Consider the following 20,061-nt stretch of genomic DNA (forward strand, 5'->3'; position numbering starts at 1 on the left):
TCGAGAACGACAGGGTCAAACCAGGATTCCACAATATATACTCGGGGTGCAGCTGGCTCTCCCTTGAGGATAATCGGTTCTAACACGGTTGAGTTTTCGTAGGGCACCCCCTCTGAAGACGTGGAAGCGGGCTTTGGCTCCGGATCGCCACTCTCATCATCCCACATCGATTCAATCGACTGGAAGAAGTCCCCGACAGAATATCGACCGGCGGCATCCGTGATCGCGTTCCGCAAATCTGAGGCGAAGTTTGCCGTAAATTCATAGAGATCGTCCGACGCATTGGGGTAGTGTTCGTTGACTGTGTCATAGAGAGCTTCAGCAACAGCAGCGCCAGCATATCCTGCAACAACGCTGGCGGCGACTCCCGTTAGAGTCGGCCCCGCAATAAACGTTACAACTGCACCGGCAAATAGCCCCCCGGCAACATTCGCCACACCGCTTAAATCGCGATCAGTTGCACCAACTGCAACGGAAACAACCACATCTTCGATGGTTCTGAGAGAAAGCGCCAGCTTTCCAGCTGCCGTATTTTTGATACCACCCTCAAGGACATTTTGAAGTACTCCACTGGAAATTCCTACGTAGGCAGAGTAGCCCGTAGCCACGGCGTCAGGAGTGCTATGAAATGGCTTGGTGAGATTATCAGATATCCGTCGAGCAAAATCATCGATAAATGTCGCCATATCACCACCAGACCTCTCGGAAGAAATTGTGCTTGGAATGTAAGATTGCTAAAGCAGCAATTGCCGTAACCAAAAACATAATAATGTTTGCAATAAGAATAAAAATGTAAGCAAAAGGCTTACTTCTTAAACTATAAGACCCGATACTGGAATCAATCTCTCTGCGAGAAATAGATTTTAATATATGCGGAACATAATAAAATAAACAAAAATACAGACAAGCAGCAAGAAAAGCATCTAAAAAGAAACTTTCACTCATAATATAATCTTTGAGACTTAACACCTCTGCTCTCCATCCAAAGGCAATTTTTCAACAATCGAATACAGCTGACGCCAACTGAACTCTCGGCCATCTGCGTCAAAATCGTCGATTGACTGCAACCGCAAATATTCAAGAAAAATCTTAAATCCGGTTTCGGTGTGGGACTCAATAGAAAGTTGTGAATTTTACTCATGTTTTATGACCATTGAGAATTCACAGGCTCTGAAAAATCGATCCCCTTGGATGCAAGGACAACGAATTGCCCCTTACTTAGAAAAAGCCATGTCTGTGGCGCAGAACTACAAACGCACCAAATCCTGTTATGAGAAACAGTGCTACGTTGAATAAAAGAAAAGAGAAATATTTAAATGGTTTTTCTGCAGCTCTATAAGAGCCGGCTCCTGTTTTGATTTTTCCGGAAAAAGCGGATTTTATTAAGTAAGGCACGTAATAAAAGAAACAAAAATACAAACAGGCAGACAATAAGGCGTCCAAAAAAAATCGTTCGCTTAGGAGATATTCCTTGATAGTCAAGAACACTTTGTCCACCTAGTGATATATTATCGCCGACACTACTATCATCATTAACCAGCAGAACCTCTGACCCACCCGTCCCAGTATTGTTTCAACCAATTGAGAACGGGGTATCAAAAATCTTAAATCCGGTTTTCACACAGGCTTCAATAGAAAGTTGTATTTTTTCTCATGTTTTTATTATCGTTGAGAATTCAGAGGATCGGAAAAACTGATCCCCTAGACTAGAGCAGGATATGTGGTGGGTTACCGGCGACTAATTCTACATCTACAAGGACTTCCAACGTTCAGTGCCACCTCACAAGACGGCCTTCACCGACTAGCCGCATTGGTAGAGAATGTCGTCGTGTATATCCAAGGAGGTAACGGTGTTTCACTGGGTTCATCGATTTCTGGCGATTTTGGGAATTTCTATCAGCTCAGCCATTGCGGCGGACGTCGACGCAGTGAGGACTTTTCACGACGCTGTCGATGTGGGCGAAGTGGAAACTGTTCGGACGATGCTCGCGACAGAACCTGGCCTGGCGACGTCTAGGGACGAATATGGTTTCCAGCCTGTACACCTCCTCGACATGTATCCCGATGAAAAAGTACTCGACCTCCTGCTTGCGAATGGAGCCGACATCAATGCCGCGAACGACGACGGCGTGACCATTCTCCACATTGTCACCGACCCGGATGCTGTCCCGCTCCTTGTGGGACGAGGCGCAAATATCGAAGCTCGCGACAAAAGAGGATGGACGCCTTTGATTATGCAGGCGAACAACCAGCAAAATGGGCCAGACGTCGTGGCCGCCCTTCTTGCTCACGGCGCTGATCCGAATGCCGAAGGACACAATGGTGAGACTGCTCTTTCCTTCGCAAGGGAAACTGGCGATGGATCGTTTATCGAGGTCTTGATCGCTAACGGCGCGGTGAAGTGACGACCGTTTCAGCTTCGATGCTCCTACGCAAGCTGCATGACTGCTTCCGGGCCCTCAGCGGACATTCGACTATTGGCCAGTCAGAGCAGGATGGGACCGGATGCCCGCCCGCGTCGGAAAATTTCCGCTGCCAACTCCTCGGTCGGTAGCTCCTCTTTCGGGTGGAAGATCATGTCGCTGACGGGGATGTATGGGAAGCTGTTCTCAAGAACGCCGAGATAGAAGTGGGTCTGCGCCTCGTCTCCGCCGATCAAGAGGCACAGACACTCGGCGATTTCCTGCTCTGTCAGGTCGGACACCGAGGGGGATCGCCCCAGGGCGACGAGTTCCGCGAACTCCCGAGGACTCGTCCAGCCGTGAAGCCCGGCGAAGGTGTCACGGGTGTATCCCGGCGAGCCGGCCTCCGCGTCGATCCGCGCGTCGCAGTCCCAGCCGCCCTCAACACCATCGACGATGCGGCGAACCAAGCTTTCCAGCTCTGCGATCTGGTCTGGCAGCGGTGAAGGCATCAGAGCCTCGATCCGTCCTGTCATACAATCTCCCCCAACACGGGAATGTCCACTGCCCATTCTACTTCGCCGCAGCGGCGTTGCGCAATTCCCCGATTTTTGAATCGGTTTTGCGTCTGACTTTTGCGACGCAAAAACACTGTCGCCAACGACTATCAAAATTCAAATTCTGCATTTGTTCGTCAAGTTGGCCAAAATCCCCCGTTCGGGCCGGCTGGGCCAAATTCTGATAGCGAGCGAGTTGACATATCGTTAATTTTGAAGTCGTACCAACGACTTCAGTACCCCGTATTGGTGGATGGCGTGTTACTCTGAGGCCATATTTTGAAGATTAAACATTGTAACGTTGAATATGACATTTCGCACATGACTGGCCGAGTGCTTCAGATGGGCGCATGGATCGGGGAGCAGAAGCAACTGGTTCAAGTGATCTTGCCCCGTTGAAATAATCCATTTTGAAGTAAGCTCTGGCCTTTTTTGAAGTGCATCCCGATTTTGGGCCAGCGAGGGCTGGAATTTTCCGGGGTTAGGGCTCAGCCCGGCAGGGGTGCCGATGAGCCGTTCATCAGCGAAATCGGCACTTTATTGCCGATCGCGCGATGTGGCCGGAACTCGTTATACAACGAGACAACGGAACACCCACGGGATTGAAGTTCGCGAGCTTTTATATCCGTGGCATCCCTGGTGTGGGCTGTTCGTTCATATCCATGCGGCGCTCTCAAAGGGGGACGCTGTTTTCCGTTGCAGCCTTTCCGGCGCTTCCTCTGGCAGATCTCTGGAAGTTCCAGCATGGATGTTCGATCGGTCTCTGAGTGCGACTTGGTGCACCAAGCCGTTTGCCCATGTTGAACTTTCCTGCCTGCATGCTTTGGCCAGATTGCTTGAACAGGCAGGCGGCCCATCACAATCGGCCAAGATGAGCGCAGCATTGGTCTCTCACGAAGCGAGTCGGAGAGATGTCCATGCCACGCCAGTTCATGACATATCAGTTCGATCTGTTCTCGGGTCTACACAGCGAGAGGACAGCGTCGATGCCGCAATGGCAGGAGTTGCCGGAAGGGACGCGCCAGACACTGACGACGCTCATGGTGCGACTGCTGATTGACCACGCAAACGGCGGACGCGCCTCACAATGGAAGGAGGCCGGTGATGATGCATGAGAAGATCGGGCCACACCATCTGGAGCGCAAGGCCATCCTGTATGTCCGGCAGTCCTCGGTCCATCAGGTTCTGCACAATCGCGAAAGCAGTACCCTTCAATACGCCATGCGCGATCGCCTGACAGCACTCGGATGGTCGCGCATTGAGACGGTGGATGACGATCTTGGTCGTTCGGCCGCCGGTGGTGTAACCCGCGCTGGTTTCGACCGAATGGTCGCCGAGGTCTGCCTTGGCAAGGTGGGGGCGGTAGCGGCACGAGAGGTATCGCGTTTTGCCCGCAACAGCCGCGATTGGCAGCAGCTCATCGAGATGTGCCGCGTCGTTGATACCGTTCTGATCGACCAGGAAGCGGTCTACGCACCGCGCCAGGGCAATGACCGGCTGCTCTTGGGCCTGAAGGGCAGCCTCAACGAGTATGAGCTCGATCTCTTACGTCAGCGTTCCCTTTCCGCCCGCTACGAGAAGGCACGCCGCGGAGAACTTGTCGTCACGGTCCCGATTGGGTTCTTGAAGGTCGGCGACAAGATCGAGAAAGATCCCGACCGGCGCATCCAGGACGCCATTGCACTCGTCTTCAACAAGGTCGCCGAACTCGGCAGTGCACGACAGGCGCTCCTATGGTTCCTCGAACACGGGTTGGATCTGCCGGTCAGGCGCCCTGACGGTGATGTCATCTGGCGCAGACCCAATTATGCGACCATCCACCGGATGATTGCGAACCCGATCTACGGCGGTGCTTATGCTTATGGTAAGAGTCGATCCGTGCCGGGATACGGTGGCCGATCTGGAATTCGTCGCAAGGCGCGGAATGAGTGGCTTGCCTTGATCCCCAATGCACACGAAGGCTACGTCAGTTGGGAACGGGCGGAGGAGATCCGCAAGATGGTCAGCGACAATGTACCGGCCAGTCGCCATCATGGAGCGCCGAAGCATGGCGACGCTCTGCTTGCCGGCCTTTTCCGCTGCAAAAGGTGCGGCCGGAAGCTTACGGTTCGTTACACAGGAGCCAACCATAACATCCCGCGCTATTCCTGCTGGCGAGGGTTGCTCGACAATGGCGAACCACGTTGCATCGCTTTCGGCGGTTTGCGGGTCGACGATGCGATCGAGGAGGCGCTGCTCGGGGTGGTGGAACCGGGAGCCATTGCGGCCGCCGTTGAGGCGGAGCGCAATATGGCCAGCCAACGCGACCAGGTCCAGGAGGCACTCCTGCGCGATCTTCAGGCGGCGCGCTACGCCGCCGACCGGGCATTCCGGCAATACGACGCCGCTGATCCTGAGAACCGGCTAGTGGCGTCGGAGCTCGAGGCGCGTTGGAACAAGGCGCTCACGCGCGTAGGCGAGATCGAGAATAAGATTGCCAGCCATCAGACAGCGACGCCACAACCATCCCCTCTTTCGGCATCGCAGATGGTCGCGCTTGCGGGGAACCTGCGTGCCGTCTGGACAGCGCCCTCGACCGATGCAAGGCTCAAGAAACGCATCGTGCGCACGCTCATCCATGAAGTGGTCGCTGATCTCGATGATGTGGCCTCTGAGATCGTTCTTGTCATCCATTGGGTTGGCGGGGTCCATACCGAGCGACGCCTGCCAAAACGACGTCGAGGGCAAAGAAACGCGACCCCTGACGACGTCATTGAGGCTGTCCGGCAACTCGTGCTTATTGCCAATGACGACGTGATTGCCGGTGTCCTTAATCGCAATGGACTGACGACCGGCAATGGCAATCGCTGGACGCGTGAGCGGGTGACCGCGCTGAGGTCATATCGCAGGATTCCGGTCTTCCATCCGCAGACGGACGGGGTCGAGCCTTGGCTTAATCTGGGAGATGCGGCAAAGTTGCTCGGGGTCACGCCAAAAACGTTGCGCCTGGCGGCTGAGGCCGGTGAGATTGAGGGCGCCCATCCGTTGCCTGATGGCCCGTGGATCTTCAGCCGTTCTAAACTCGCGACCCCGCAAGCACGTCAGATCGTTGATCGTACCCGAAAGAACCCGCGATACCCCACAGGATCGCATCCAAATCAGGAAAGCTTATTCCCTTCAGCGACATAGAAAGATGGGCGTTATGAAACAGGATTGTAGTCTCTACGCCAATCCTCCATCTTTGCCCGTGCGTCGTCAAGGCTCATGAACCAGTGGGCGTTCAGGCGCTCGGCGCGGAACTTGCCATTGAAACTTTCGATGTAGCTATTGTCCGTCGGCTTGCCAGGCCGGGAGAAGTCGAGCACGACACCCTTGTGATAGGCCCACAGGTCGAGATCACGAGAGATAAACTCACTGCCGTTATCCACCCGAATAGTGGCCGGATAACCAACTTGCCGACAAACCCGTTCAAGCGTCTGAACGACGCTCTCGAACCTCCTTGTGGATTGGGAGGAAGTCAGAGCCTGCTTGAACCACTCTATTCCTGAAGTGGCATTGTTGAATGGCGACGTTGAAAACGATAGTCATAGCCACCTCAATGTCCGAGACACAGAACGCCGGATCGGGACGGCGAGAGCCACAATCAGCGAACTGCTGCGCCTCGGTTATCTAAAGACCGAAACCCGGATCAATCCTGCCACCCGGCGTGAGCAACAATACATCCTCGCTCATTCCGTGGATGCCTTCGTCGCCGAGCATATTTGTCTCGCTCTTTTGTCAGATCGTGCTGGTGTATTTCCCGGTATCCTTCGTCAAAAGCTCGAGGCCGAGGGAGTGCGACCCATTTATGAACCGACCGGTAGAAACTCGAAATTCTATCGACGATCGGACGTAGCGCACTGGCAATAACGCAGATTGCCCTCGTCAATCTTCCGTACTGCAGTTTGAAAGGCCCGCTTCAGCGGGCTTTTTTATTGCCTACAGTTCTAGCACTTCAGTTTCGGGACACACCTATCGGAGCAATTCGCCCTGATCTTTATGAGGTCCTCTAAAATTCCTCAATAAAATCAAGGAAAATTATCGTCGCAGCGACAAATCAAGAGAGCGCAATCAGCACGTTCGGCGAGCGTCGCTATTTTGCCCATTCGACTACTCCCTTAAATGACTTTGGCCAGTTCATATCAATGACCGCTCCGAATCATAAGGAATATCGCGTTACGTTAGTAACCACCTCTAAGGATATTGCTTAACGGCGGGGTTTTCTTTGGAGAGAGCGATGAAGATCCTTAAGCGCAGGCAACACCCTGGCGAGAAGATTATCGCGGAAAACCTCCGGCGGAGTTTCCACCGGAGGCTTACGGAATGGGTCGTCTTGCCGATGACAAGGGGCGACATACCGACAAAGTTGAGGGCGGGCGTTTGATTGTCATCTCGTTTCTGACGCACTGCATTGGCGATCTCGCTGAGCCTGGCGTCCCCTTCGCTCTGGGCGTCGCCGTCATCAACTTAAAAAGGTCCCTATCCGCAACGAGGCGGATAGGTGATTCATGTCGGCATCGGGATTTACGGATCAGGCTGTGCCTTGACCTCATCCCAGTTTGTGTCGGCCTTTTTGATATTCCCGCTGACATCCTCTCTCCACGTCTTGAGGACGCTGTCATTGTAGTTGAGGTAGAGCTTGTTATCGACCACGGTAAAGGCTTGGGGTTCGGTCGATGCCTTATGGCCTTGCGCCGTTCCAAAGGCACAGTAGCCGCCATACTGCGGAGCAAAATGCCCGGGGTCGGCGGTGAAGGCATCGCGATGTGCGGCGGATGCAAAGTGGAACGTCGCCCCTTGATAGGTTGCCGTAAATTTATCTGACCCTTTCACCGGCTTGTGGTCGGTGAAATAGGCGACGGGATCATAGCCGTTGATGGCCACACCGTTGGTCGTGAAAATCTCGGCGGCAAAGCCGGCGGAGACGAAGGAAAGCGTAAGAGCAGCTGCAAGCGGCAGAATGGGGCGTAGTGAGATCGTCATGATGTTATCCTTCTGTTGAACGAAAGCGACCTGCCTTCTTCGTCACGGGATGCATCGACGTTACATCCAGGCTGTTCACACCTTTGTGTGGAGAGGGATGGACCGATTACCAACGGGCCAAGTCCTCACGCGCCAGGGTTTTGAGGCCGTCTGCGCAACCTTTGCGACAAATTGGAATGAGTGACTACTGTCTCGTTCCCACGGCTAGAACCACCGTCGAGCGGAGCACAACCCGGTTGTCCGTCGCAATCCGGTCGACCACCGTTATGATCGCCTCATCTACCCGGCGACGTTCATTGTCATCGAGTGTGGCATAAGCACCCATGTAGCTGTGCAATTCCCGAACGTCGTCAAGATAGGACTGGCCAGCGGGCCCTTCCCAAACGACCTCGATTTCTTCGATCTCGAGTGCGGAAAGACCCGCACCTTTGAGCTCTGCGTGCAGTCGGTCCGGGTCCGCAAGCGTTGTGAACCCCTCGGGTGGCGCCGGCGGTGCCATATTCGGGTAAACGGCACGAAGCGCTTCAGCCATAACAAGGAAGGGGCCGCCGCCAGGCAGCTTGCGCCACGTCGCGACGCATGCTTTGCCGCCCGTGCGGGTCACGCGGACCTGCTCTGCAAGCCCTCGCCGCCAGTCGGGAAAGATGCTGGCGCCAATCAGCGAGAAGGTCGCGTCAAAGCCTTCATCTTCCAGGACGAGCTTCTGCCCGTCCATCAGCCGGGCGCCGCTTGCCGGGAAAGGAGCAAGCCGTTTCGACAGAAGATTTACCATACCCGGCGCATTGTCGACGGCGAGCACCGCCGCACCGTGCAGCGCCGCAGGCACGCTCAGCGCTCCCGCCCCGGCTGCAATGTCAAGAACCTGCGTTCCCCATCGAATGTCTCCGACCCGATCCAGCGCGACAGCGGCGATCTGGCCTGTGTTGCGGTTCGCCGTCTTCTCGTAGACACGTGCGAAGTCGTCCGTCATGTGGGGATGTTCGACAGTTGGCTCTGCCCTGGGGATCCAGGTTGATTCCGCATCATTCTTTATCGTCGGGCTGTCTGAATTCTGCATGGTAAACTCCCTCATGTGGAACAATCAATTCATCGGCTCACGCATCGATCGAGGCTGGCTGCTCAGTTTGATAACAGTCCCTCGTCAAGGTCATTGGTCTTTCCTTTGATACCTGGTAGCGACACTCCTGTTACGTCCGACAGCGCCGGAGCGTTACATTTGGGGACTTCACAACTCCGTGCGTCTGCTTGAACATGAGTTCATTGCGAACACATCGAGAGCGCCACCTTCAATTCCAGTTCGCGGATTTTGCGGTCCTTTTCGGACACTTGCCTGATCATATGCTCCATGCGGGCATCGGCCGTGCGCGATATCTCCCAGAGAGCAGCGGCGATGATCAGCCGTGACATGACATAAGCCTCGGAACGTGAAGGGGAGAGCGTTGACGACTTTCGTGTTCTCAGTCGCGGTCGACGAGGATGTTGCTGGCCAGCGCCGCGATCTGGTCGCGATGCGCCCAGGCTACCATCACGCTCAGCGCGAAGAGCACGATCGCGGGGACGGGCGAGCCCGGCAGCACGAAGAGATGGGTCAAGGTGGCGCCGACCATGATCGCGGCGAGCAGAAGCGCACCGAGCGAGGCCACGGCCGGGACGAGTAGCGCGGCCGCGCCGATCAGCTCGAGTGTTCCGGTGAAATACCGAAACCACTGCCCGAGCGCGATCTGCTCGAAGTTCTGAACCAATATCGGCAGGCCGTAGAGGTTGGCGCTGCCGGCGGCGATGAAGGCCGCAGCAAGGAGAAGCTTGACGCTCCACAGTCCGATTTGACGCCAGCGCGGCGCCGCCTCATTCTTTATCGTCGGGCTGTCTGAATTCTGCATGGCAAACTCCCTAGTATGGAACAATCAATTCTACGGCTGCTAAGCGTCTGTCTGAACATGAGTTCATTGCGAACACATCGAGAGCGCCACCTTTCCTTCCAGCTCCCGAATTTTGCGGTCCTTCTCGGAGATTTCCCTGATCATCTGCTCCATGCGGGCGTCAGGCGCGCGCGATATCTCCCAGAGTGTCACGGTGAAAATCACAGGAACGGTGGCGACAGCTTTATCGTCGATGGTTGCCAGCTGATCTGACTGCTGCGATGGACTTTCCGTCGCGACACGACCCCAAAGCTTGAGAGTGCTTTCGGCGCCTGCATCGCAGCGGACGAAAGCTTCCACCGCCGCGTCGCGTCTGCCAACTGTGCGGTGAAACGCCGTGCTTTCGACGTGCACGCGAAACGTGGATCCATCGATGACGTGGGGAAGCATCGCAACACTCGAGACGGTCTCGAACACAATCCCGGGGCGTATCCGGGAATAATCGATCGCCAACTCCCGCTGCGCCTGAACCAGATGAGCAATGCTCGGAGTAATCGTCTGCCCCCAGACGGCCGCGCCTTCTCCGAAGTGATGAACGATAGCATGGCCGATATTTGGACATGTGATTGACTGCAGCATCAGCGTGTTCCTTTGTCATCGTCGAACGATCCGCCAGCATCGCGCCGGATCATGTTTGCGACCTTGCTGCCTACCAATTCGTAGGAATGCAGGCAGTTGTTACAAAGGATCTTCGTTTATTTTGCAGCCCGGTTCATTTGGGAAAGCCCATTTCGGTCAGGCCAGCATCAAGCATATCGGCCCGGGCCTCGTGGCCGTCGCTATGGATGCACATGACACTGTCGCCCCGAATGCAGTCCGGTATATCGTCGCACTCGATGCCATCCAGCGTGACTTTCTTCGCGGCCTTCATGTCGCATTTGGCGCGCTCACGCAGAATGGCCAAGCTTTTGAGCGCATCGCCCTGATGGAATTTGATGCCAATCGCCCGACCGGCGAGCGGAAATGTCTGATCCGTGGTCCCATGAAAATGGACCATCGGAGGAAGATCGGCAACGCAGTCCTCCGGACTTGGAAGAGGATTCCAGAACACGCCGGAGAACGTCACCATCGCCGCGGCTTTCTCCCCCTGCTCACAGGCAGTGTACCAGGCCATCGATGCGCCGATGGAAAATCCTCCGATCACCGTCTTGTCCGGGGTAAAACCGTAGCGTTGCCGCAGGTCATCAAAGACATTCGCGACAAGCGCCTTTTCATCGCGATCCTGGCGGGGACCGTGAGGAAAAGACCAATTTCCGTCGATGCCATCGACGGCTACATAGGCAAGATGATGCGCGAGCGTCATCTCGACCAAGGAGCGTTGCTGCATCTGCAACCTGGCGGAGCTTTTGAAGCCATGGAAATAGACATAGACGCCGCGAATGTCGCCATCGTGCGGCAACTCAATCCGATAGTTTCCGTCCTTGACGGGACAAGCAGTCTGCGCTTCGCAAAGCATTGCGGAGGAAACAGTGAGAGGCATGACGCCTATGAGGAGGAGAACGGAGAGCAGGCATGTGCGCATGAAGGGTATCACCGGTGCTTATAATGAGAAGTCTGCCAGAGACATGATGAGTGGTGAGCAGATTGCGAGCGCGGCGTGATTGGTGCCCATAAGTTGTTCCTTCAAGCTACGATGCCTCTGCGCACGGCTAGGCAAGTGCCGGGCCGCTCCAGTGACCCGGAAGGAGGTGGGCAGTCCGTGTCAGCAGATATTTCGCGCGCGGGTCGCGAAACGTTACATCGGACGGCAGAAATACTGAGGACGTTTGTGCGGAATTGGTCGACGGGCAGACGGGCAACACCGTGGCCATGCTGTATTGCTGCCTTCGCTCGTTCCTATCGGCGCCTCATGCGCTGCTCTGACAACGATATCGAGAATCTGCAGCGATCTCTGATCGCCGTTCATATACGTTGCGCCCCGCTATGGCCGCGACGCGTTTTGACCGCCTAAATCACTTCAATTGCCGCATTCAAGCGCGACCGGTAAGATGGATCATTAAAATCAGCCGCGGCGAAAGCATTGTTTCCGCCGCCGCATCGACGTCCGGCGAAGCTCGCCAGTCTCCGAGAGCATGACGATCGCCACCCCGGCGATCGCCGCGGCAGGACGGTCCATTGGTCGATGAGCGCTTTCTACGTTGAGTCGTCACACTCACAAAGGTTTTCTCCCTTGAGGCGTCGTTTTCGCAACGCCACCCCATCGGAAAACACGACGGTCACCGTCCTCCCGCTGCACCTCTTGGAAGGACACCATGCCTCCAATTCTCTCCTGTAACAAATCCATCCGAGTAAACGTACTAGGTGGCAGAGAGAAATAGCTGGACCGTTCTTGGCGGTTTACGCGAAATGCGGAGTTTGCATGTTCTTGACCGCCCGACATGGGCTACCTGTTCTGAACAGTCGTGCCCCCGATGTAGGCCGTAAGTAGGGCACGACTGCGATCCGATATCGCCGTGTCCACTCTTCAGCGGAACCACCGCGGCCTGTTGCACGCTGCTAACCCCACAAGTTCACCAAATCTGACCATCAAATTAGGAGCTATGACATTGCAACTTTCGCCTTCGAAGATACTTCAAATTGGAACGGGTTTCTTTGCATCAAAGACCCTGCTGAGCGCCGTTGAACTCGATCTGTTCGGAACGTTGGGCGATGGGCCTCTTTCACGTACAGCCTTGCGTGACAAATTAGGGTTACATCCACGCTCCGCAGCCGATTTCTTTGATGCTCTCGTTGCCCTTGGCCTTCTTGAGCGCGATGGTGACGGGCCCGATGCACGTTACGGCAATTCCGCCGAAGCTTCCGCATTCCTAGTTCCTTCAAGTCCAGCATATATCGGCGGTGTCCTGCGCATGGCGAACAATCGACTGTACCCTTTTTGGGCACGTTTGACCGATGCCTTGAAGTCGGGAGAACCACAAAATGAGGTTCGTGACGAAGGCTCTCCAGATTTGTTCACAGTGCTGAACGGAGATCCACGTGCGCTTGAAGAGTTCGTTGACGCAATGGGAAGCCTCCAGCGTGGCAACTTCAATCTGTTGAGTGAACGGTTTGATTTCAGCTCCTATCAAAGCATCTGTGATGTCGGCGGCTCGGGAGCTTTGCAGTCGATCGCAATTTGTGAACGGCATAAGCATGTTCGTTGCATCAGCATGGATCTTGAACTCGTAACCAACGTCGCTCGTCAGAGAATTGAAGATGCAGGACTGACGAAACGTATCGAAGCCCGGAACGGAAACTTCATGGTCGATTCTTTGCCAAAGGCGGATGTGATCCTGATGGGTAACATCTTGCATGACTGGGACACGCCGACCAAAGAAATGCTCATTCGCAAGGCATGGGAAGCTTTACCGTCCGGCGGTGCCTTCATTGTTATCGAGGATATCATTGACGACGCCCGGCGCACCAATGCCGGCGCACTGCTAATGTCGCTAAACATGCTGATCGAAACGCCTGGCGGGTACAATTTCACCTTCGCGCAATTCAACGAATGGTGTCGTGATGCCGGCTTCGTTCGAATCGAGCGTTTGGACTTAGCCGGTTTGTCTACCGCGGCTATCGCATGTCGATAAGCAAGCGATCTATGAGAATGCTTTCGCTTCCCAGTTAATCGTAAGACTCCCGCTTCAGCATTTTCAACGACATCGCGGACCGCGCAAGCCACCCGCGAACGTCTTCGTAGTTGCACTTATTTGAGATGCCCTTCGTCAGGAATCTCAAATTATCTGCCAAACGAATTCGAAACAGCCGCATTCTTGCGTTTAAGTGCCAAACGACACTTTTTCTCGAACCGATGGATATTCAGCATAAGGAGCAAAGCGTGCCAACAAAAAGCCAATGGCTGGTTCTTCTGGCAGTCCTGAATGCAATGACGCTAGTGGGGGGATGGGGGTTCACACGATGGTCCGATCAACTATCAACAAACCCCGCCTTAGTTGTCGGATGGATGGCAACTTGCGCGATGGCAGCGATTATTGGCTCCGTAGGTTTTGCGGTGCTTTTGACGTTGTCCCACAAGATCCGTTGAGTTCACGGTTGACCGCTCCCGGGAGGAACTAAAGTACCGCATAGCTGGCGGATTTCGGGGGAATAATGGAAGTCTACCGCTGTGGGGCAGCTCAGACAGGCACAGTGTGACCGGCGAAATCTACGAGATCGAAGGCGACGGATTGTTCGGATGCAGTCGGTGGCGACGAGCGGCAGGGGGGATCGGAAATTCACTACGAACCCGTTCTTCGTCACCCGGCGCCAGGGTCTCTGACGTGGGGTCTGCGGGAATATCCCACCAGTATCGAGAACAATCACGCGACGGATGTAGCACGGCATGAGGTGATCGAGGGTTACCGAAAACTGCGATGGCGGAACAGACGCCGGCGAATTGCAAAGTCGCTCCGATCGCCTCGGCGGGAGATGGAAACCGCACCTCGAACATAAAGCCGTAGCCGAGGCCGAAGATCGTTTCGGCAACGATGAGTTGGGCGGAGAGTGCCAGCGGCAAGCGACGAGACGCAACCACCCAACACCACGTCGCGAACCACGAGCCGGCCAGCCCCATCACCAGTGCCCATACGACAAAGCGGAACGTTTCCGAAGCAGATGCCGTATCCGCCAGATCGAAAGACGCCAGCGGCAGCAGGAGCAGGCTTCCGATCGCCGCACCGATACCTTGCACCCCGGTCCATTGCAGACCATCCGGCGCATCGCCCGCCCGCATCACCGCCGCATTCGCCAGCCCGTAGGCAATCCAGATCGCCAGCGCTGCCGAACTGGCAAGAACGCCGAGCAAAATCGACGCCGTGTCCGCAATGTCTGCCGCGCTGATCGCCGCGACGTTGACGATCGCCACGCCGATCGCAATCAACACCAAAGGTATGGCAAGTGTCTGCCATGGCGCTGAACGGTCCCGGAAATTGGCGATGATCGCCAAAAACACCGGCATGGTGCCGATGATGACGGGCGGGATTGCGGCCCCTGCAAGCTGGACGGCAAACGCGGCGCTAACGAAGTATCCAACATACCCCGCCCCGCCGAGCAGCAATCCGATCAGGGGCCGTGAGGAGGCAATGCCGACAGGCCGGAACCGTCGATCGGCCATCAGCATAATGCAGGTCAAGCCGAAGACACCATAGCGGGCAATGGTCAAATCCCATGCTGTGAACGGTGTGATGGCGCGTGGAGCGACGAAGGTCAGCCCCCATAACGCACACGTGGTCAGTCCGGCGATGATCCCAAGCAGCATGATTTTCTCCTATTGGGGTCATCATGCAATGCGGTCCGGTCGATTTATATGGAATGGCGAGAGCCGTTCGCATAGATTACTTGCCATGTCGAAGGCAAAAGCACCTCAGAACCTTCAAACCGGAAAATCGACCCTGGACGCGACCGACGCCCGCATTCTTGCCGCGCTCGATTCCGATGCCCGCCTGTCGATGAGCGAGCTTGCCCGCCTCGTGGGCATGTCTGCGCCGAGCGTATCGGAACGGTTTCGCCGGCTGGAGGCCGCCGGCGTCATTCGAGGCTTTACCATCGACGTGGACACGCGCGCCATCGGCTATCAGATCAGGGCGATGGTGAGGATCCGGCCGCTGCCCGGTAAGCTGCACCTGGTCGAACGGCTCATTCAGGAGCGGCCGGAATTCATCGAGTGTGACAAGATCACCGGCGACGATCCGTTCCTTGCCCGCCTCGTCGTCCATACGATCGAGCAAATGGACGATGTTCTTGAAGCCCTCTCAGAGCACGCCGTCACCAGCACAGCCGTTATCAAGGGAACTTCCGTCAAGCGGCGCTTGCCGCCCCTGTAGCAAAAAAGCATCCGCGACTAAGCACTATGGAAAACCGCACGTCCGCGCCACTATGTACGTTCGTTCTGGCCGCAGCAGGACGTGCCGTTTTGCAGATCTATGCTTTGTTCAGATTTCACAAATTGATTATGACACTTTCACGACAGATGATGCGGCAACGCTATTGGAGGTATTCAGAATGGGTGAGAAGCGAAAGAAGATTTACGAGGCGCTTGTGGATGGTGCGACGGATGGTCATTCCGGCAGTGACCTCTATGATTTCGTGCAGAAGCGCTGCCCCAAGACATCCGGTAAAAAGATCGTCCGTGCTTCACTTCTGGCGCTGACGGATCCGCATGTGACAGATCGCAACGTCCTGGATGTGATTTATGCCTTGGCGATAAAGCACCGAATGGACGAGGTTCGGCCTGGGGAAGATCAAGACGACGATGATGACGTGAAAACACCAGCTCCTTCGATCGTGAAGGCAAAGAGGAAAAAGACAAAAACGGCTGAAAATGACGACACACATGTCGAGACTTAAAGGGTTCCTTTGAACTCGGAGGGGTCCTAAACCTCTGCGACGATCTCCGTCGTCAGAACTGTCTCTACTGTAAAAGGGATTTGAAAGTTGCCCCCGCACTGGCGATCCGCAACACTTTAATTTCCAGCGGAATTCTCCGCAGAGACGGGTCACGACCGGCGGCGCCCTTTGAATTTTCACAGACGTTCCAGATACTTGGAGCGTATCTCAGCATCGGGCACCCTTGCTGCTGAGCCACGTCCTGTGAGCACAAGAGGGATCGACCATGCTGACCCCTTGTCGCAGCGCCTGCCCCTCCGCAGGATGGCGCCGCGCGTACCCGTCGATCTATCACTCCCCCGATCAACCTCATAGACACGTCGAACATCTGCCGTTAACGGACCGGACCGGGCGGATTCCGTCGCACTGAGCCGTGATCCACCCTTTGCCTTTTCCTAGATAATCCCCGTCGTGGCGCCCGCCGGTCTCAGCTCAAGCATCCCCCAACCAGAACGCCAGCATGCGTTTAGTCTCGCCACTCGTGCGACGGCGCTGCCAGGAGGGCTTTCGTGAGAGATACTGGAACGGATCACGGTCCTCGCGCTCGGCTTCCTCCAGATAGGCCCGCCAACGATAGTGGCTGTAGGTTTGCATCGAGTTGATCGCATAGTGCATCCCGATCTCCCTGTGCCCGCGGATGACAATGAAATTCTCGTCGTTGTCCTTGCTCGCTGACTTCGAGAAGTTGTGGGAGCCCGTAACGACAATGGGATCGTCGCCGAACGGGTCGATTACCAGGACTTTCGAATGCGTGATCGCGTGGCCGACGCTGTTCCTGAAATCGCTCGCGGTGCCTTCGACTGCCCATTCGCCGACAGTCATACCCACGCCGGTGGTCTGAACCGCGTCGAGGAAGAACCCCTCCGGGTCCTGCTTGAGCAGCTTGAAGTCCTCAAGCCCGGTGCTGGTGAATCGAGTGGCCACACCGCGGACGTAAAGGTTTTTCTCCTTCTGCATCTTCAGGAGTGTCTTTACCGGCTCATTGCCCGGTTGGAACATGATGAAAAAGATGCCCTGTTGGGCGCCTTCGACAAGTTCAATCAGTTCCTTGATATCGATCTCCTGGCTGACCTTAGAAAACCAGCTATCGACGGTGGCGTCGCCCAACTCGATTCCTCGCCTGGGGCTATTGTTCGAGGCAAGCAGTTCGGCCGTGCCGCCATTGCCCGCCCGTTCGAGCAGCTCGAACTGCGCCTCGAAATGTCCGGCTAGTTCGTCGTTCTCGATGAGAATGCCGTTGTTGAGTTGGGTGCAAAGCCCGGTCGGGGTCCAGTTGAAGCTGCCCGTCCAAACCTTCTTCGGCCGGAAGTTCGATCCGGCGCGCTCCCCTATGACAACGAACTTGTTATGCGCCAGACCCGATGGAGCCAGGAAGCGGTCGTGGATCACGCACCCTGCCTCCATGAGACGCTTACGCGCGTCCGCGTTCTCATCCTCGCCACGTTTATCGACGCTGCCATTCGCCAGAACGATATGCGCTCGCTCGCCGATCGCCGCCAGGCCGTCGAGAAGTTCCTCATCGCTAAGCTCGTAGAGCGCCGCATGAAGTTCCAAATTCGGCTTGCGCACCACCTCGGCCATCATCGCAAGGACGGTTTCACGAAGCGTGCCGCCGAGGAAGTTGCGGGCTTTCCGGTCGACGTCCTTGCTGATGACGACGGCCTTTTCCTTCAATTCCTGAAGCGTAATGCCGTGCTCTTTCATGTATCGCGCCATGAACTGCGACAACACGTAACCGCGGTTGAAATGGACGCTGACGCCATCGCCGCAGTCGGCCTTCAAGGTGAGTGTGTGAGACCAGGCGCTCGATGGTCCGTCGGTCAATTTTCCGTCGTCGCCGACAACCCGCGCCACCACCCGATAGGCGATCACATCGCCAAGATCCGCCGCGTGATCAGTCCAATCGTAGCGCTGAAACGGCCAGAGCTGCGAGGATCGCACCGTATATCGCTGCCCGTTGGCGTCGAGCTCCGTGTCGTTCTCAAACCCGACGCGGTTCGAAAGATATTTAGGTTCCGCATCGCCTCGTCGGCATTCGATGGCGAACCCCAAACAGCCCGGAATGTCGTCCTGGTGCGTCCAGACGAGATGAACGTCGTCGGCATTGGAAAATACCTTCAGGATGACTTTGGACATCGCCGTTCCCCCAACCATTGACCTTACATCATGCTATTCTGCTCGCCCGCATAAGTATCTCCAACAATATCACCGCACCCTTTGACACGGTGATGACGCCAAGCTGGCCAACGGCACTCGCAACGCCTGTCAACTGCGAGTGCCTATATCGCGGAGGTTTGCAGCAATTAGCGGTGATGAGGATGTTGGCAGGAGATCAGGTTGATGCACTTGGCGACGAGGGTTCCCGTGCTGGAGAACACTGGCTTTGCCGTTGTCTCCGCAATTTTGCCAATCGCGCCTGCTGCCTGAAGCGCGTTGCAAAGAATGACCGTCGCTTCGCTTCTCGAACTATCCAACGAGATCGCGCATTGAGCTATTCTCTCGGGCGACAGGCCGGCGATCTCGTCATCCGAAGCAAGGTCGAGAAAGCCCGCCTTGGCGATCGAGATTCCGGCCTCCGCGAAACCTCTGACAACAGTCTCAGTCAAGGCGTGATCATACGGCGTCAGCAATGAGATGGTCTCGATGCGCGCTGTTTGAAGCGCATCGATGATAGCTCGCTTTACCGTGACAGCAGGGGTCTCTGGGCGTCCCGCGGTCAACGCCTCCACGATCGACGCTTCGTTCAGAAGGAAACCTCCTGAAGAACATCCGTATCCGATGGCGCTGAGATGCGCGCCTGGAAGAAGAAGCGATGCGGCGCTTCGAATGGCTGCAAGCGCCTCAGCTTCAGACAGTTCAAAATAAGGCGAGACCCGGGACACATGGAAAGAGAAACCATCCGGGAAATAGCGGGGGAGTTCTGTTTCGATCCCCCGATCGGTGGCCAGAACGACAAAGCCCATGCGAGCCGGAGTTTTTTCGAAGTCCGCGGCGTTCGCAGGTAGCCTTACAATATCGCCGCGCACTTCCGTCAAGCTAATCACGACTGATGTTCCATATAAGCGGGAAGTTGCCGTTCACGCACATCTGTAATGTAGGCGTCAGCCCAGGAGAAGTCAGGATTGTCGGCCGCCAAATAGCACATGCTGTTGTCGTCGACATAGGGACGCTCGGCCGACCGCAGGTTCATATTCAGCGTCACGCGCGAGCCTCTTGTGATCGGGCCGACACGGTGCATCAGCCGCATGAGCTGCCCGAAGACGCTATAACCGAGCCGATGGGTCACGCTGCTCACGCTGCCTACTGGAATGATTTGTCCCTGCTCCTGGAGCGCGAGGCCGACTTCGGCGGCCCCTTTGTAGAGCTGGAGTTCGCCGCCTTCGAGATCTTCCATTGCCAGCGGAACGAGCTCCGTGGCAGGTACGCCGTCGGCGTGCCATCGGATCGCTCCATCCGGAGAGCTTTCGGTCCCCGAGAAAGTAATGATGCTGGCTATGACTGACAGTGGATATGGTTCGATTTTTGTCTGTGCCAGCCTGCTGAGCCGTTCGAGCCGGAGCGGGGAACGAGCGATCTCGTTTATCTCAGGAATCAACACATGCGCCGAACGGATGTATCTCAGGTTAAGCTGCCGTTTCGCCGCATATTGTTCTTTCAGCTCGAGGGCCTTTTCAAGAATGAGATCAAGGAGGCCCTGATCGTAGCCGTGCTTGAGCTGCACGACGCCAAGGTTTGAGATCTGGGTATAGCTCGGCGAACCAATGATCTCGTCACGGTCCAGTTTCACAAGGATATCGTCGCGGCCGGTCATCTGTGTCC

20 protein-coding genes and 1 pseudogene are annotated in these 20,061 nt (G+C 55.8%); 7 read left to right on the top strand and 14 right to left on the bottom strand.

Features of this window, described 5'->3' with window-relative positions:
- A partial coding sequence (locus DA915_RS13350) for a hypothetical protein (protein ID WP_153064540.1) occupies nt 1–686 on the bottom strand: 686 nt, incomplete at its 3' end.
- A 1-nt stretch (nt 687) separates the two neighbouring features.
- Nucleotides 688–945 carry a hypothetical protein gene (locus tag DA915_RS28670; RefSeq protein ID WP_153064541.1) on the bottom strand — a complete coding sequence of 86 codons (258 nt, stop codon included), beginning with the start codon at nt 943–945 and terminating at the stop codon, nt 688–690.
- 905 nt (nt 946–1,850) lie between these two features.
- Between DA915_RS28670 and DA915_RS13355 the strand changes: the two genes are divergently transcribed.
- Entirely contained in the window at nt 1,851–2,405 is a 555-nt protein-coding gene (locus DA915_RS13355) for an ankyrin repeat domain-containing protein (protein ID WP_107676095.1), read from the top strand.
- An 80-nt stretch (nt 2,406–2,485) separates the two neighbouring features.
- Here the strand turns inward: DA915_RS13355 and DA915_RS13360 are convergent, their stop codons facing one another.
- Entirely contained in the window at nt 2,486–2,938 is a 453-nt protein-coding gene (locus DA915_RS13360; protein WP_107676096.1) for a hypothetical protein, read from the bottom strand.
- Nucleotides 2,939–3,876: 938 nt separating this feature from the next.
- On the opposite strand from DA915_RS13360, the gene DA915_RS13365 reads away from it, so the two are divergent.
- Both DA915_RS13365 and DA915_RS13370 read left to right on the top strand, forming a co-directional pair.
- Nucleotides 3,877–4,074: a hypothetical protein gene (locus DA915_RS13365; protein ID WP_107676097.1), complete on the top strand. Its 198-nt coding sequence runs from the start codon at nt 3,877–3,879 to the stop codon at nt 4,072–4,074.
- Entirely contained in the window at nt 4,064–6,127 is a 2,064-nt protein-coding gene (locus DA915_RS13370) for a recombinase family protein (RefSeq protein ID WP_107676098.1), read from the top strand. The genes DA915_RS13365 and DA915_RS13370 overlap by 11 nt, the downstream gene beginning before the upstream one ends.
- Nucleotides 6,128–6,150: 23 nt before the next feature.
- On the opposite strand, the pseudogene DA915_RS13375 reads toward DA915_RS13370, so the two are convergent.
- Nucleotides 6,151–6,441, bottom strand: a pseudogene (locus DA915_RS13375) (integrase core domain-containing protein); the annotation flags it as partial.
- A gap of 25 nt (nt 6,442–6,466) precedes the next feature.
- On the opposite strand from DA915_RS13375, the gene DA915_RS28680 reads away from it, so the two are divergent.
- Complete coding sequence (locus DA915_RS28680) at nt 6,467–6,847, top strand: hypothetical protein (protein ID WP_153064543.1); 381 nt, start codon at nt 6,467–6,469, stop codon at nt 6,845–6,847.
- A gap of 654 nt (nt 6,848–7,501) precedes the next feature.
- Here DA915_RS28680 and DA915_RS13380 read toward each other — a convergent pair.
- From DA915_RS13380 to DA915_RS13400, 6 genes are all read right to left on the bottom strand, one after another.
- Complete coding sequence (locus DA915_RS13380; RefSeq protein WP_107676099.1) at nt 7,502–7,960, bottom strand: YHS domain-containing (seleno)protein; 459 nt, start codon at nt 7,958–7,960, stop codon at nt 7,502–7,504.
- Nucleotides 7,961–8,144: 184 nt separating this feature from the next.
- A complete protein-coding gene (locus tag DA915_RS13385; RefSeq protein WP_107676100.1) occupies nt 8,145–8,930 on the bottom strand; it encodes a class I SAM-dependent methyltransferase in 786 nt (261 codons plus the stop codon).
- 287 nt (nt 8,931–9,217) lie between these two features.
- Nucleotides 9,218–9,367, bottom strand: coding sequence for a hypothetical protein (locus DA915_RS28910; RefSeq protein WP_192886489.1), 150 nt, complete (start codon nt 9,365–9,367; stop codon nt 9,218–9,220).
- Nucleotides 9,368–9,417: 50 nt separating this feature from the next.
- Nucleotides 9,418–9,840: a DoxX family protein gene (locus tag DA915_RS13390; RefSeq protein WP_107676101.1), complete on the bottom strand. Its 423-nt coding sequence runs from the start codon at nt 9,838–9,840 to the stop codon at nt 9,418–9,420.
- A gap of 63 nt (nt 9,841–9,903) precedes the next feature.
- Entirely contained in the window at nt 9,904–10,458 is a 555-nt protein-coding gene (locus DA915_RS13395) for a hypothetical protein (protein ID WP_107676102.1), read from the bottom strand.
- 133 nt (nt 10,459–10,591) lie between these two features.
- Nucleotides 10,592–11,401, bottom strand: a complete 810-nt coding sequence (locus tag DA915_RS13400) for a PHB depolymerase family esterase (RefSeq protein WP_107676103.1) — start codon at nt 11,399–11,401, stop codon at nt 10,592–10,594.
- A 1,018-nt stretch (nt 11,402–12,419) separates the two neighbouring features.
- Here DA915_RS13400 and DA915_RS13405 point away from each other — a divergent pair.
- Nucleotides 12,420–13,448: a methyltransferase gene (locus DA915_RS13405; protein ID WP_107676104.1), complete on the top strand. Its 1,029-nt coding sequence runs from the start codon at nt 12,420–12,422 to the stop codon at nt 13,446–13,448.
- A 575-nt stretch (nt 13,449–14,023) separates the two neighbouring features.
- Here DA915_RS13405 and DA915_RS13410 read toward each other — a convergent pair.
- Entirely contained in the window at nt 14,024–15,115 is a 1,092-nt protein-coding gene (locus tag DA915_RS13410; RefSeq protein ID WP_244600710.1) for a DMT family transporter, read from the bottom strand.
- Nucleotides 15,116–15,200: 85 nt separating this feature from the next.
- Here DA915_RS13410 and DA915_RS13415 point away from each other — a divergent pair, with 85 nt between their 5' ends.
- Together DA915_RS13415 and DA915_RS13420 are read left to right on the top strand one after the other, a co-directional pair.
- Entirely contained in the window at nt 15,201–15,680 is a 480-nt protein-coding gene (locus DA915_RS13415; protein ID WP_107676105.1) for an Lrp/AsnC family transcriptional regulator, read from the top strand.
- Nucleotides 15,681–15,858: 178 nt separating this feature from the next.
- Nucleotides 15,859–16,203: a hypothetical protein gene (locus DA915_RS13420; RefSeq protein WP_107676106.1), complete on the top strand. Its 345-nt coding sequence runs from the start codon at nt 15,859–15,861 to the stop codon at nt 16,201–16,203.
- A gap of 471 nt (nt 16,204–16,674) precedes the next feature.
- On the opposite strand, the gene DA915_RS13425 is transcribed toward DA915_RS13420, so the two are convergent.
- The 3 genes from DA915_RS13425 to DA915_RS13435 all read right to left on the bottom strand — a co-directional run bounded on the left by DA915_RS13425 (nt 16,675) and on the right by DA915_RS13435 (nt 20,053).
- Nucleotides 16,675–18,378, bottom strand: coding sequence for a phospholipase D-like domain-containing protein (locus DA915_RS13425; RefSeq protein ID WP_192886486.1), 1,704 nt, complete (start codon nt 18,376–18,378; stop codon nt 16,675–16,677).
- A 167-nt stretch (nt 18,379–18,545) separates the two neighbouring features.
- Entirely contained in the window at nt 18,546–19,286 is a 741-nt protein-coding gene (locus DA915_RS13430) for a hypothetical protein (protein WP_153064544.1), read from the bottom strand.
- A complete protein-coding gene (locus tag DA915_RS13435; RefSeq protein ID WP_107676109.1) occupies nt 19,283–20,053 on the bottom strand; it encodes a hypothetical protein in 771 nt (256 codons plus the stop codon). Before DA915_RS13435 ends, DA915_RS13430 begins: the two co-directional genes overlap by 4 nt.
- Between the last annotated feature and the right edge of the window lie 8 nt (nt 20,054–20,061).

The sequence above is a fragment of the Agrobacterium sp. LAD9 genome (genome assembly GCF_003031125.1).
GTDB classification, from domain to species: domain Bacteria; phylum Pseudomonadota; class Alphaproteobacteria; order Rhizobiales; family Rhizobiaceae; genus Agrobacterium; species Agrobacterium radiobacter.

What these genes read in the sequence shown, in the direction of transcription:
- DA915_RS28670 (WP_153064541.1), bottom strand. Translation starts at nt 945, where the DNA reads ATGAGTGAAAGTTTCTTTTTAGATGCTTTTCTTGCTGCTTGTCTGTAT.
- DA915_RS13360 (WP_107676096.1), bottom strand. Translation starts at nt 2,938, where the DNA reads ATGACAGGACGGATCGAGGCTCTGATGCCTTCACCGCTGCCAGACCAG.
- DA915_RS13365 (WP_107676097.1), top strand. Translation starts at nt 3,877, where the DNA reads ATGCCACGCCAGTTCATGACATATCAGTTCGATCTGTTCTCGGGTCTA.
- DA915_RS13370 (WP_107676098.1), top strand. Translation starts at nt 4,064, where the DNA reads ATGATGCATGAGAAGATCGGGCCACACCATCTGGAGCGCAAGGCCATC.
- DA915_RS13380 (WP_107676099.1), bottom strand. Translation starts at nt 7,960, where the DNA reads ATGACGATCTCACTACGCCCCATTCTGCCGCTTGCAGCTGCTCTTACG.
- DA915_RS13385 (WP_107676100.1), bottom strand. Translation starts at nt 8,930, where the DNA reads ATGACGGACGACTTCGCACGTGTCTACGAGAAGACGGCGAACCGCAAC.
- DA915_RS28910 (WP_192886489.1), bottom strand. Translation starts at nt 9,367, where the DNA reads ATGTCACGGCTGATCATCGCCGCTGCTCTCTGGGAGATATCGCGCACG.
- DA915_RS13390 (WP_107676101.1), bottom strand. Translation starts at nt 9,840, where the DNA reads ATGCAGAATTCAGACAGCCCGACGATAAAGAATGAGGCGGCGCCGCGC.
- DA915_RS13395 (WP_107676102.1), bottom strand. Translation starts at nt 10,458, where the DNA reads ATGCTGCAGTCAATCACATGTCCAAATATCGGCCATGCTATCGTTCAT.
- DA915_RS13400 (WP_107676103.1), bottom strand. Translation starts at nt 11,401, where the DNA reads ATGCGCACATGCCTGCTCTCCGTTCTCCTCCTCATAGGCGTCATGCCT.
- DA915_RS13405 (WP_107676104.1), top strand. Translation starts at nt 12,420, where the DNA reads ATGACATTGCAACTTTCGCCTTCGAAGATACTTCAAATTGGAACGGGT.
- DA915_RS13410 (WP_244600710.1), bottom strand. Translation starts at nt 15,115, where the DNA reads ATGCTGCTTGGGATCATCGCCGGACTGACCACGTGTGCGTTATGGGGG.
- DA915_RS13415 (WP_107676105.1), top strand. Translation starts at nt 15,201, where the DNA reads ATGTCGAAGGCAAAAGCACCTCAGAACCTTCAAACCGGAAAATCGACC.
- DA915_RS13420 (WP_107676106.1), top strand. Translation starts at nt 15,859, where the DNA reads ATGGGTGAGAAGCGAAAGAAGATTTACGAGGCGCTTGTGGATGGTGCG.
- DA915_RS13425 (WP_192886486.1), bottom strand. Translation starts at nt 18,378, where the DNA reads ATGTCCAAAGTCATCCTGAAGGTATTTTCCAATGCCGACGACGTTCAT.
- DA915_RS13435 (WP_107676109.1), bottom strand. Translation starts at nt 20,053, where the DNA reads ATGACCGGCCGCGACGATATCCTTGTGAAACTGGACCGTGACGAGATC.